11 protein-coding genes and 1 tRNA gene are annotated in these 12,078 nt (G+C 74.2%); 7 read left to right on the top strand and 5 right to left on the bottom strand.

Going from position 1 to position 12,078, the window contains the following annotated elements:
- The first annotated feature begins 100 nt into the window (after positions 1-100).
- From J2S46_RS07795 to J2S46_RS07785, 3 genes are all read left to right on the top strand, one after another.
- Positions 101-1,549 (top strand): APC family permease, encoded by a 1,449-nt coding sequence (locus J2S46_RS07795; protein ID WP_191290744.1) that lies wholly within the window; start codon positions 101-103, stop codon positions 1,547-1,549.
- Positions 1,546-3,207 (top strand): amidohydrolase, encoded by a 1,662-nt coding sequence (locus tag J2S46_RS07790; RefSeq protein WP_191290745.1) that lies wholly within the window; start codon positions 1,546-1,548, stop codon positions 3,205-3,207. The genes J2S46_RS07795 and J2S46_RS07790 overlap by 4 nt, the downstream gene beginning before the upstream one ends.
- Positions 3,208-3,383: 176 nt before the next feature.
- Positions 3,384-3,456: transfer RNA gene (locus J2S46_RS07785), tRNA-Glu, on the top strand.
- A 35-nt stretch (positions 3,457-3,491) separates the two neighbouring features.
- Here J2S46_RS07785 and J2S46_RS07780 read toward each other — a convergent pair.
- Entirely contained in the window at positions 3,492-4,121 is a 630-nt protein-coding gene (locus J2S46_RS07780; protein ID WP_191290746.1) for an alpha-ketoglutarate-dependent dioxygenase AlkB, read from the bottom strand.
- Between the two features lie 131 nt (positions 4,122-4,252).
- Here J2S46_RS07780 and J2S46_RS07775 point away from each other — a divergent pair, with 131 nt between their 5' ends.
- Positions 4,253-4,756 (top strand): SRPBCC family protein, encoded by a 504-nt coding sequence (locus J2S46_RS07775; protein WP_191290747.1) that lies wholly within the window; start codon positions 4,253-4,255, stop codon positions 4,754-4,756.
- Positions 4,757-4,838: 82 nt separating this feature from the next.
- Entirely contained in the window at positions 4,839-5,372 is a 534-nt protein-coding gene (locus tag J2S46_RS07770) for a GNAT family N-acetyltransferase (RefSeq protein ID WP_191290748.1), read from the top strand.
- Between the two features lie 75 nt (positions 5,373-5,447).
- Here J2S46_RS07770 and J2S46_RS07765 read toward each other — a convergent pair whose 3' ends face one another.
- From J2S46_RS07765 to J2S46_RS07755, 3 genes are all read right to left on the bottom strand, one after another.
- Positions 5,448-6,140 (bottom strand): ester cyclase, encoded by a 693-nt coding sequence (locus J2S46_RS07765; protein ID WP_191290749.1) that lies wholly within the window; start codon positions 6,138-6,140, stop codon positions 5,448-5,450.
- 147 nt (positions 6,141-6,287) lie between these two features.
- Positions 6,288-6,728, bottom strand: a complete 441-nt coding sequence (locus tag J2S46_RS07760) for a hypothetical protein (RefSeq protein ID WP_191290750.1) — start codon at positions 6,726-6,728, stop codon at positions 6,288-6,290.
- A gap of 176 nt (positions 6,729-6,904) precedes the next feature.
- Entirely contained in the window at positions 6,905-7,357 is a 453-nt protein-coding gene (locus tag J2S46_RS07755) for a hypothetical protein (protein ID WP_191290751.1), read from the bottom strand.
- A gap of 261 nt (positions 7,358-7,618) precedes the next feature.
- On the opposite strand from J2S46_RS07755, the gene J2S46_RS07750 reads away from it, so the two are divergent.
- The gene (locus tag J2S46_RS07750) at positions 7,619-9,238 is read left to right on the top strand and encodes a glutamate synthase subunit beta (RefSeq protein WP_191290752.1); all 1,620 of its coding nucleotides are present in this window, start codon (positions 7,619-7,621) and stop codon (positions 9,236-9,238) included.
- A gap of 89 nt (positions 9,239-9,327) precedes the next feature.
- Here the strand turns inward: J2S46_RS07750 and J2S46_RS07745 are convergent, their stop codons facing one another.
- Entirely contained in the window at positions 9,328-10,323 is a 996-nt protein-coding gene (locus J2S46_RS07745; protein ID WP_191290753.1) for an NAD-dependent epimerase/dehydratase family protein, read from the bottom strand.
- Positions 10,324-10,637: 314 nt separating this feature from the next.
- Between J2S46_RS07745 and J2S46_RS07740 the strand changes: the two genes are divergently transcribed.
- Positions 10,638-11,678, top strand: a complete 1,041-nt coding sequence (locus J2S46_RS07740) for an AEC family transporter (RefSeq protein ID WP_191290755.1) — start codon at positions 10,638-10,640, stop codon at positions 11,676-11,678.
- The last annotated feature ends 400 nt before the right edge of the window (positions 11,679-12,078 follow it).

Genomic DNA, 12,078 nt, shown 5'->3' with positions numbered 1-12,078 from the left:
CCTGATGGTGAAACGTTAACCAGTAGGCCTTGACGCGATCTTTTTGCCACGCGTTGAATGACGGGCACCCCCACCGTCTTCTACCGAGTCCGGGTGCCTGATGAACGAATCCCCCAAGCCGGATCTCACCGCGCTGCCGCGCTCCCTGGGCGTCTTCGGCGGCGTCCTGCTGACCCTCTCCTGCGTGACACCAGCCTCCTCGCTCTTCATCGTCGTGCCGCCGCTGCTGCAGAGCCAGGGCAGCGGCGCCGTGCTCACCCTGCTGATCGCCGCGGCGCTCTCCCTCGGCGTCGGCTTCTGCTACGCCGAACTCGGCACGCTCGTCCCCAGCGCCGGCGGCGAGTACTCGATCGTCGGGCAGCTGCTCGGACGGCTCGCCGGCTGGCTGGTCTTCGTGATCTCGGTGGTGTCGCTGCTGGTGATCCCGCCGATCATCGCCCTCGGCGCGGCCGGCTACCTCTCCTCCGTCGTCTCCCTGGACCCGGCCGTGGCCGGCGCGCTGGTGATGGCCCTGGCCGTCGCCGTCGGCGTGCTCGACATCAAGTCCAACGCCCTGATCACCGGCATCTTCCTCGGCATCGAGGTGCTCGCCGCGGCCCTGGTCAGCGTGCTCGGCTTCCTGCACGTCCGCCAGCCGGTCTCCACCCTGCTGCACGCCGTGGTGCCCGACGGCCAGGGCGGCACCAGCCCTTTCACCACCGGCCTGCTGATCTCCGGCCTCGCCGTCGCGCTGTTCACCTACAACGGGTTCGGCACGGCCGTGTACCTCTCCGAGGACCTCCGCGACCCGCGCCGCACCGTCGCCCGCACCGTGCTGTGGTCGCTGCTGGCCGGCGTGGTGCTGATCACCGTCCCGGTGGCGGCGATCTGCCTGGGCGTCGACTCGGCCGACCAGCTCGCCGCCGGCGACCTCGTCGCGGTGGTGGACTCCTGGGCAGGCAGCACCGTCGGCACCTTCGTCTCCCTCTGCATCGCCGCGGCCATCCTCAACGCCGTCATCGTGATGGTGCTGCAGAACGGCCGGGTGCTCTACGCCTCCGCCCGCGACCGCACCTGGCCCGACCCGGTCAACCGGGTGCTCGGCAGCCTGCACCCGCGCTGGGGCTCGCCCTGGGCCGCCACCCTCGCCATCGGGGTGCCCGGCATCGTGCTCGCGCTCGCCGTCCCGATCGACGCCCTGCTCGGCTTCACCGGCGTCGTGGTCGCGGTGATCTACCTGCTGCTCGGCTGCGCGGCGCTCACCGCCCGGCGGGCCCGCCACCGCGCCACCCCGGCCTGGCGGATGCCGCTCTGGCCGGTCGTCCCGCTGGTCACCATCGGCGCCCTGGCGTACTCGCTCACCCGGCAGAGCCCGCGCGACCTGCTGATCACCGGCGCGGTGCTGCTGGTCGGCATCGCCTACTGGTTCGGCTACCTGCGCCCGCGCAGCGCCACCCACTGGGTGCTGACCCTGCCCGCCGACCTGGCCGGCCGCCCGGCCGCCGACCCCGCCGCCGCGGCGAACCCCGCCGCCGGTGCCGCCCCCGCGAGCCTTCCGGAGAACGTGTGAACCGCCCCGCCGACCTCGTCCTGCACAACGCCCACATCCACACCGTGGACGACGCCCGGCCGCGCGCCGAGGCGATCGCCGTCCGGGACGGCCGGATCGCCTGGGTGGGCGACGGCGACGGCTGGCGCGAGCTGGCCGGCCCCGGCACCGAGGTGGTGGACGCCCGCGGCCGGCTGGTGCTGCCCGGCTTCGTGGACAGCCACAACCACGTCCGGCTCGGGTCCGACGCCGACTGCGTCCAGCTCGCCGGCGCCGCGAGCCTCGCCGAGATCGGCGCCCGGATCGCCGAGCGGCTGCGCAGCCACCCCGACGCCGAGTGGATCGAGGGCGAGGCCTTCGACTACTCGGCGATCCCCGGCGGCCGGATGCCGACCGCCGCCGACCTGGACCCGTACACCGGCGGCCGGCCCGCCTTCGTGCTCAGCTACGACGTGCACACCGCCTGGCTGAACAGCGCCGCCCTGCGGCGGCTGGGCATCACCCGGGACACCACCGAACTGCCCTACGGCACCGTCCGCAAGGACCCGGCCACCGGCGAGCCCACCGGGTTCCTGACCGACTTCGCGGTGAAGGGCCTCTCCCGCGCGGGCCACCGGGCGCTGCGCGCCGCGGGTGTGCCCTGGGCCGCCCCGGACCGCCAGTACGGGCGGCTGCTCAGCAGCCTGGACATGGCCGCCCGGTACGGGATCACCACCGTGGTGGAGCCGCAGAACTCGCTGGACGACCTGGCCCTGTTCGAACGCGCGGCGGCCGAGGGCAGGCTCCGCTCGCGCCTGGTCGCCGCGCTCTTCCACCCGCGGGGGACCACCGCCGCCGAACTCGCGGAGTTCGCCGAGTTGAGCCGCCGGTACACCTCCGACCGGCTGCGGGTCGGCCCGCTGAAGCTCTACATCGACGACGTGGTGGAGCCGCACACCGCCGCCCTGCTGGAGCCCTACGCCGGGCACCACAGCCACCGCGGCGAGACCTTCTACCCGCCGGAGGAGTTCGCCGAGGTGCTGGCCGGCCTGGACGCGGCCGGCTTCCAGGCCTTCGTGCACGCCACCGGGGACCGCGGCATCCGCACCGTCCTGGACGCCGTGGAGCACGCCCGCCGGGTCAACGGCCCGCGCGACGCCCGGCACCAGGTGGTGCACGTGGAGTGCCTGGACCCGGCGGACGTCCCGCGCTTCGCCGAACTCGGCGTGGTGGCCTGCATGCAGCCCCGGCACTGCTCGCCCGACATCGCCGGCCCCGGCCGGGACTGGGCCCGGGCCGTCGGCGAGCAGCGCTGGACCAAGGCCTGGCCGATGCGCAGCCTCCAGCGGGCGGGCGCCGTGCTGGCCCTCTCCAGCGACTGGAACGTGGCCGAGATGGACCCGCTGGTCGGCCTGTACACCGCCGTCACCCGACGCGGCCTGGCCGGCGGCGACGCCTGGATGCCGCAGGAGACGCTGGACCTCGCCACCGCCGTCCGCGGCTACACGCTGGGCAGCGCGTACGCCAACTTCCTGGACGACGAGCTCGGTTCGCTCGCCCCCGGCAAGCTGGCCGACCTGGTGCTGCTCTCCGACGACCTGTTCGCGCTGGATCCGAAGGCGATCCTGGACGCCCGGGTGGAGCTGTCCGTGGTGGGTGGCGAGGTCGTCCACCGGGCGGACCGAAGCCCGGCTGGCTGAAGCCCGCCGGACTGTAGCCCGCCGGGCCGACCCCGGCCCGGTCTCCCCGCCGCTTCCCGGGCGGGGAGACCGGGCCCGGGGTCCGGGCCGTCGGGCGGTGGATGACCGGCAGGATGATCGGAGCACCCCGATGAGCTGCTAGTATTCATGTCGCCGAGAGATTGATCTTCGGCCACGCGTCGGTGGTGCTGGTGGAGCACGTCCTACTTTCAGTAGGAAGAGTCCGTTCGAATCGGGCCCGGCGCTCCAATCTTTTCCGGCCCGGTGCCCGCTCCCGGAGCCCGTCAGTTCACCCCGCTCGGGCGGAACTGGACGCTGATCCGCGGCCCCACCGGCCGGCTCGTCTTGGGGACGGCATGCTCCCAGGTGCGCTGGCAGGACCCGCCCATGACCAGCAGGTCACCGTGCCCCAGCAGGTGCCGCACGCCGGCACCCCCGCCCGACCGGGGTCGCAGCAGCAGTGCGCGCGGCTCGCCGACCGACACGATCGCGACCATGGTGTCCTCCCGGTCGCCGCGTCCGATCCGGTCCCCGTGCCAGGCCACGCTGTCCCGGCCGTCCCGGTAGTAGCAGAGCCCGGCGCTGACGAACGGCTCCCCGAGCTCGCCGGCGTAGTGCGCGCTCAGCGCCGACCGGGCCTGCGCCAGTACCGGGTGCGGCAGCTCGCGCCCCTCCCGGTAGTAGGCCAGCAGGCGCGGCACGCGGACCACCCGCTCGTACATCTGCCGTTGCTCCGCCTGCCAGGGCACGTCCACGACGAGCTGTTCGAACAGCTCGTCGGCGCCGGTCAGCCAGCCCGGCAGCACGTCGACCCAGGCCCCGGCGCCGAGCTCGGTGCGGCGGACGGCCGTCAGCGGGCGGAGCCCGATCTCGTCCGTCCCGTCGAGAAGGCTGCCCTGCAGCTGGATGGTCATGGATCCACCCTACGCCCGAAATCGAACATATGCACGAACGGCAATCACGGGCCGCTCGCGATGTCCGACCGGTCCGGTAGCTTGCCCCCACCGGCCGCCGTTCGGCGGCGGCGAGGAGCGGAGGCACGGCGATGACCTCGGACGACCTGGTCACCGGCGCCACGACCCGGGTGGCGATGACCATGGACCTGTCGCCGGAGCGGGTCTGGGACCTGATCGGCGACGTCACCCGGATCGGCGAGTGGAGCCCGGAGTGCGTCCGGGCGGACTGGACCTCGCGGGCGGGCGCGGTGCCGCGCGCGGGGGACCGGTTCCGGGCCCGGAACGAGTACCCGGACGGCTTCGTCGCGACGGTCGAGTGCGTGGTGACGGCGGCGGACCGCCCGTCCGTGTTCGCCTGGGTGGTGCTCGACGACCAGCGGGACGTGGACCGGCCCGGGTCGCTCTGGCGCTACGACCTGCGGGCAGCGGGGGAGGGGACGCTGGTCACGCAGACCTTCACGCACGGGCCGGGGCTGACCGGCCTGCGGGAGGGGGCCGGCGACGGCCCGGCGGTGATCGCCGGGCGGCTCGCCCAGCTCCGCCGGAACATGACGGTCACCCTGCGCGCGATGGCCGGGGCCGCCGGGCGCTGACGCCCGCACCGGCGGTCCGCGCCGCGGGGCGGCGTGCACCCGCAGCCGACCGGGTCGGGTGCGGGGGGCACAATGGCGTCGCATGAGGGAGATCGATCCGCCGCCCGCCGGGGAGGCCCGGGTACCTACCGGGGAGGCCCGGCTGCGGCGGGCCACCGCCGAGGACGCCCCCGCGCTGGTCCGCCTGCGCGCGCTGATGCTGGAGGCCATGGACATCCCGGTCGGGCCGGAGCAGGCACCGTGGCGGGCCGACGCCCACGCCTGGTTCGTCGAACGCCTCGGCCGGCCCGAGGAGTTCGCGGCCTTCCTGGTGGAGGACCTCGAACTGGGCGTCGTCAGCTGTGCGGTGGGCAGCTGCGACCGGCACGCCCCCGGGCCGGCCAACCCCAGCGGCCTGCACGGGCACGTCTTCAACGTCAGCACCGACCCGAGCCGGCGGGGGCGCGGCCACGCGCGGGCCTGCCTGGAAGCCCTGCTGGCCTGGTTCACCGAGGACACCGGAGTGAGGGTGGTCAACCTGAACGCCACCGCCGACGGCGCGGGGCTGTACCGCTCGCTGGGCTTCGCGGCCCCGCGCTTCCCCGCCCTCCAGCTGAGGATCGGCACCGGCGGCTGAACGGCACCGCCGGTGCCGCGCCCCCGAGCCTCCGCGCCCGGGCGGCGTCCGCCGTCCGCCCTTCTCCGGCGTTTCTCAGGAGGGCATCATGCCCATCTGACGCATCATCGCCACGGCGTCCCAGCTCCACCAGCCTTCCTTCACCATGCCGTCCTCGAACCGGAAGATCGTCATCCCGGCGCACTCGATGGTCTTGTTGGTGGGAGCCATGCCCATGTACTCGCCGACGTGCGTGCCGCGCCACATCCAGCGGCTGGCCACCTGGTCGCCGTCGGCGATCTGGCTCTGGATGTCGAAGGTGAAGTCGAAGGCCGTGCGGTAGCCCTCGATCATCCGCTTGACGGCGGCCGGGCCGACCGTGTCGCCGTCCGTCGTCGGGTCGTGGTCGCAGTAGTCCGGCGCGAGGAGTTCGTCGAGGACGGTCATGTCACCCGTCGACGGGTCCATCAGCAGACGGCGGGCCGCCTCCTTGTGGAACTGATCGTCGCGGACCAGGTCGAGGTTGGTGAAGGTGGGCGGCTCCTGGCAGAGCGCCACCATCTCGCGGAAGATCCGGTCCGTCTCCGGCAGACCGGAGTTGCGCATCGCCGCCTCGTACGAGGGGAATTCGATGATCTCCACGACGTGCTGGGCGTCGTCCCGGTCCTTCCCCACCATGCTGTGGGTGGCGGTGCGCCTGCCCTGGGTCTGCTCGATCCAGGTGTCCATCAGCCGGTTCAGTTCGTCCGGCTGCTCCGTACGGCACTCGACGATCTGTACAAAGGTCATCGCGGGCCTCCCGATCTCACCCCCTGGCTGCCTCCGTCCGCCGACCGCGCTGTATTCCACTGTCCTCCTCCGGCCCGCCGGGCACCACACGGCGCCCGCTCCCCCGGCCGGGGAGGTCCTGGCCGGGGAACGGGCGCCGCGGGCGGGTCAGCCCGGGAGGCCGCCGGTGGGCCCGGACGGCAGCCGGCCCCGGTTCGCGGTGCCGATCCAGCGGGTCAGGGCGTCCAGCACGGGCTGCTCCAGTTTGGCCAGGTGGCGCAGCGCGTCGACGTCGCCGACGGCGAGCGGGACCAGCGCGTCGTCCAGGGCGTAGGTCAGCTGCGCCCAGCGGTCGGCGTTGGCGATCACCTGGAGGGTGTCCTGGGCGCTGCTGAGGTGGACGGTGTCCTCGGCGCCCGCGAGCGGGCGCCGGCCCGCCGTCGGGCCGGATCCCGCCAGGCCGAACCCGGCTCGGCCGGTGCCGGCCCCGCCGGCGGGCCGGGTCGGGTCGGGCGGACCGTCCGGTGGACGGGCGTCGTAGGGGAGCATGGGCGACCAGGCCTGGCGTCGTCCGGGCCGGCCTTGGTGCTCTCCGGGGCTGCTGCTCACGCCCGCCTCAACGCGACACCCGGGGCCGGGGCTACGCCTCCGGCGTGAGGTTCACCCGCTTGCGCGGTCGCCGGTCGCCGGTCGCCGGTCGGCCGTCGGCCGTCAGCCCCCTGCCGTGGGCCCTCTGTCTTGAGCCGGCCGCCGGGCCCGCAGGCAGGGCGGCCCGGGCGGGCCGGTCAGTGCGGGGTGGTGCAGGTGGTCGACTGCAACGCGGGCTGCAGGGCCGGGCCGCCGGTCGCGCAGACGACGATCGGGCCGAGGGCACTGACCTGCGGGGTGCTGACCCGCACGGACCCGTACTGCAGCCGGGTCGAGGAGGCCACCGTCTCCCACGGGCTGCCCCAGGCCCGCTGGATCTTGACGTCGACCCGGACCAGGGTCAGCTGCCCCGGGTGCTCGGCGGTGACCTGGGCGCTGCCGAGGACGCCGCGCTCGCTCCGCTCCTGCCAGGCGCAGGGCCGGTTCACCTGGGCCGGACACGCGGCGCCGGGCGGGATCGAGGCGGCGGTTGAGGCCGAGGTGCTCGCCGTCGTGATGGTCGACGGGGTCGGGGCGGCCCACGACGGGCCGGCCATGGCCAGGGTCAGTCCTGCCGAAACGACCGTCAGGGCTGCGATCCGAGCGCGCATTTCATCAACTCCCTTGTAAATGAAGGCACTGGATGTGCTTCGGCGAGTATTGCACACCGTGTACATGTCATGACTGTGTGCTGCGTCACACGTGAAGTGATGAACCGACTACCGTATGTATCCACTGATGCCGGCCGTGCCGGGAGGGGGCGTCGGGTACGGCGGGGCCGGATGTCGCCGGAGGGTTCCAGGCTCGGATAAACCGGGCATACCGGGCGTACGGTGGCGATGTCCGGCGCGACCCCTGCGAGGAGGTCTGCGATGCCCGACCCGAAGGGCTTTCTCACCACCGGGCGCCAGACCCGCAGGCGACGCCCGGTCTCCGAGCGGGCCCAGGACTGGGGTGAGGTCTACGAGGGGCACCCGCTGCTGCCCGTCGTCTCCCTGCAGGCCGGACGCTGCATGGACTGCGGGCTCCCGTTCTGCCACAACGCCTGCCCGCTCGGGAACCTGATACCCGAATGGAACGACCTGGTCTTCCACCAGGACTGGGAGGCTGCCGCCGAACGGCTGCACGCCACCAACAACTTCCCCGAGTTCACCGGCCGGCTCTGCCCCGCGCCCTGCGAGAGCTCCTGCGTGCTGGCCATCAACGCCGACCCGGTCACCATCAAGGAGGTGGAGGTCGCGATCGCCGACCGGGCCTGGTCCCGGGGGGAGGTCCGACCGGAGCCCGTGCCGAGGGCGAGCGGTCGCAGCGTCGCGGTGGTCGGCTCGGGCCCGGCCGGCCTTGCCGGTGCCCAGCAACTCACCCGGGCCGGGCACGCGGTGACCGTCTACGAGCGGGCCGACCGGGTCGGAGGCCTGCTCCGCTACGGGATCCCCGACTTCCGGATGGCCAAGCGCTACCTCGACCGCCGGATCGCCCAGATGCGGGCCGAGGGCACCCGCTTCGTCACCGGCACGGCCGTGGGCGCCGCCGTCGACGCCGCCGAACTGCGGGCCCGGCACGACGCCCTGCTGCTCGCCGTCGGTGCCACCGCCTGGCGCGAACTGGCCCTGCCTGGGCGCCGGCTGGAGGGCATCCACCAGGCGATGGAGTACCTGCCGATCGCCAACCGGGTCTGCGTGGGGGACCTGGACGCCCCGACCGTCAGTGCCGAGGGCAAGGACGTGGTCATCGTCGGGGGCGGCGACACCGCGGCCGACTGCCTGGGCACGGCGCTGCGCCAGCACGCCCGGCGGGTGACCCAGCTGGACATCCACCCGCAGCCGCCGGACACCCGTGCCGCGGACCAGCCCTGGCCGATCCATCCGAAGGTCCACCGGCTGACCGCCTCGCACGAGGAGGCCGGCCACCTCTACGGCGAGCAGTACGGCTTCCGTGCGGAGCGGCCGCGCACGGACGGCGCCGGCGCCGGGTGCGCGGGCGGCGAGCGGGACGGGGATCGAGCTCCCGGTCCGGCCACGGCCGTGCCCGGCGCGGCGGGCGGCGCCGGCGGGCCGGCGGGCCCGGACATCCGGACGTACGCGGCCCGCACGGTCCGATTCGACGGTGATGCGGACGGCCGGGTCCGCGGGGTCACCTTCCTGGCCTCCCCCGGGCCGTCCGACGGCCCGCAGGGGGCGATGGTCGAACAGGCCGTCCAGGCCCAACTGGTGCTGCTGGCACTGGGGTTCACCGGCCCCGAGCAGGACAGTCCGCTGATCGGCCAGCTCGGCCTGGACCTCGCCCCCCAGGGCACCTTCGCCCGTGACGCGGACTTCGCCACCGGCCGGGACGGCGTCTTCGTCGCCGGCGACGCGGGCCGCGGCCAGTCGCTGATCGTCTGGGCGATCGCCGAGGGCCGCTCGGCCGCCGCGGCCGTCGACCGCTACCTCGCCGGCTCCACCGCGCTGCCCGCCCCGATCCGCGCCACCCACCGGCCGCTCGTCCTCTGACGGTCGTCCTCCGGCCGCCGGTCCCCGGTGTTCCCGGCCGCCGGCCGCTCGTCCGCTGCCCGTCGGGGCCGTCCGGGCCGTCCGGCGGGTCAGCCCGCCTGGGTGGCCAGTGCGCCGCGGTACCAGGCGAGGGTGGCGTCGAGCGCCGCCGTGAGGGGCGTGGGCCGGACGCCGAACTCCCGCTCGAAGGCCGAGGAGTCCAGGATCTGCGGCTCGGTGTGCTGGTAGAACATCTCGGCGTACTCGGCCATGAAGGTCTCGTCGAAGGGGCCGAACGGCCGGGGCTCGTCCAGCACGAAGGTCTGCAGCGGGCGCCCGACCCGCTCCGCGATCATGCGGTGGATCTGCCGGGTGGTGACGGCCGGCGCGGTCGGCAGGTGCCAGATCCGGCCGTCCGCCCCGGGGTGGTCGGCCAGGGTGGCCAGCCCGGCGGCGACGTCGCCGATGTACGTGTAGCTGTGCGGCAGGTCGATGTCGCCCAGACCGAGCACCTCCCCGCCGGTCAGCGCGGCGGGGAAGACCGCCCCGCCCAGGCTGGAGTTGATCACCGCGGGGCCGAGGAAGTCGGCCGACCGCCCGAGCGTCACCCGGGCCCGGCCCGAGCGGTGGGCGTCGAGGTAGGCCTCGTCGAGCCGGGCCCGCATCCGCCCCTTGCGGCTGGTCGCCCGCCAGGGGGTGGACTCGGTCATCACCTCGCCGCCGGTCTCGCCGTACGGGTAGAGCGTGTCCAGCACGACCAGTCGCGCGCCGGTGTCCGCGACCGCGCCGAGCACGGCCTGCTGGACCCGCGGCAGCACCTCGGCCTGCAGGTGGTAGTCGACGTTGACGCAGTGGTGGACGACGGCGGCGCCCTCGACGGCCCGCCGGACCTCCTCGGGCCGGGTCGCGTCGGCGGCGTACCGCTCGACCGCGGCGGGGCCGGCTCCGTCCGGGCGGGGCCGGGTGGCCGCCGTGACGGCGGGCCCACTGCCCGAGCGGTTCACCAGCCGGACGCGGTGGCCCCGGCCGGCCAGTTCGGCCGCGAGGGCGCTGCCGGCCGGACCGGAACCGAGGACGACGTGCGGCCGGCGCGTGGTGGAGGACATGGCGTTCCCGCTTTCTGCTACGTGCTCTTGCAACTGTTAGAGACTATAACTCTCGCTGGAATGGGACGCAACGGGGCTCGTCCCGCCGCCGAGTCCGGGGGGCGGGCGCCCGTCGTGGCCCGGGCTCCGGGTTATCGACCGGCCGAGGGTGAAACAGGATGGACCGGAATGCGGACGTCTGCGATGCTGCGGCGGTGAACCGCCCGGTCGGCAGGGTGGCGGACGCGGCGGTGCGGGTGTGGCGGACGGCGGGTGCGGGCCGCCGGGTGCCGGACGCCCCGTGCCCGGCCGGCTCCCCGACCGTCTGAGGACCGATGCCCTCCCTGTACCCGCTGCTCTCCGCGTTCGTCCCGATCTGGGTGCTCACCGCCGTCGGCTACCTGCTGGCCCGGACCGGACTGCTGGGGGAGCACGCCGAGGACGTCCTCGGCCGGTTCGTCTTCCATGTGGCCATGCCCGCCGCGTTGTTCGGCATGCTGGCGCGGACCCCGCTCGGCTCCTTCGCCAACGCCTCGATGCTCGCCTTCGCGGCCGGCACGGTGCTGGCGTCGCTGCTCGGCGTCGCGGTCAGCCGCTGGGTCTTCGGCCGCCGGCCGGCCGACCAGGCGATCAGCGCGATGGCCTCCGGCTACGTCAACTCCGCCAACCTGGGCATCCCGGTGGCGGTCCAGGTGCTCGGCGACGCGACCTTCATCGCGCCGGTGCTGCTCTTCCAGGTCCTGCTGGTCACGCCGGTCATCCTGACCACCCTGGAGGCGGGCAGCGCCGGAGCGGAGCGGGCCGGGTCGCTGCGGGCCGGATCGGAGTGCGCGGACGGGGCGGACGGTGACGCCGCCGCCGGGGGGCGCGGGTCGGGGGCCCGCCCGAAATCCGACCGGGCCCGCCGGATGCTGCTGCTGCCCTTGCGCAACCCGGTGATCCTGGCCTCGGGGCTCGGCGGCGCGGTCTCGGCCGTGGGCTGGCACCTGCCGCAGACCCTGGCCCACTCCTGCGAACTGCTCGGCGGCGCGGGCGTGCCGACCGCCCTGGTGGTGCTCGGCATGTCGCTGCACGGCCGCCCGGCCGCCGTCGGGGCCGGCCTGCCGGCCGAGGTCGGGGCGTCCGTGTTGATCAAGACGCTGGTGCAGCCGCTGGCGGCCTTCGCGGTGGGCAGCCTCGTCCTGCGGCTGCCCCCGCACCAGCTGCTCGCGGTGGTGGTCTGTTCCGCGCTGCCGACCGCGCAGAACGTGTTCATCTACGCCCGGCAGTACCAGTTGAGCACCGTGCTGGCCCGCAACTCGGTGCTGTACTCCACCCTGCTGTCGATGGTCACCCTGTCGGGAGCCGCCTGGGTGCTGGGCTCGGCCCCGCACTGACGCCCGCGCGAACCGGGGGCCCTTCGTCGGCGAGCGGGCGGGCGGGCGGGCAGGCGCCGGCGTCCGTGCTCGTGCCGGTGTCCGTACCTGTACCGGTGCCCGTGTCCGTGGTGACACCGGAGTCGTTGTCCGTCCCGGGCGGGAGCAGGCGCACGCGTCGAGCGCCCGCCCGGCGCCCGGCCGACGGTCGAACCCACGTCCGGGCGAAGGTCTTTCCTATCCCATCCGACCGATGCGGACTCGCCAAAACCTCCACGCGGGTGGCGGAATCGGCCAAGGTCCCCACCTGGGACGGAAGGTGACGGTACGTCTACCGAGGGTAGGCCTACCTGCCGGTTCCGGATCCTGGTGGGGCTGACGGCTCACGCCAGAGTGGCCGAAAAGATTCGTCCCACAATCG

Source organism: Kitasatospora herbaricolor, assembly GCF_030813695.1.
In the GTDB taxonomy this organism is placed as follows: Bacteria; Actinomycetota; Actinomycetes; order Streptomycetales; family Streptomycetaceae; genus Kitasatospora; species Kitasatospora herbaricolor.
Note: the sequence above shows the minus strand (reverse complement) of the source record. Positions and strands in the feature narration are given on the sequence as shown.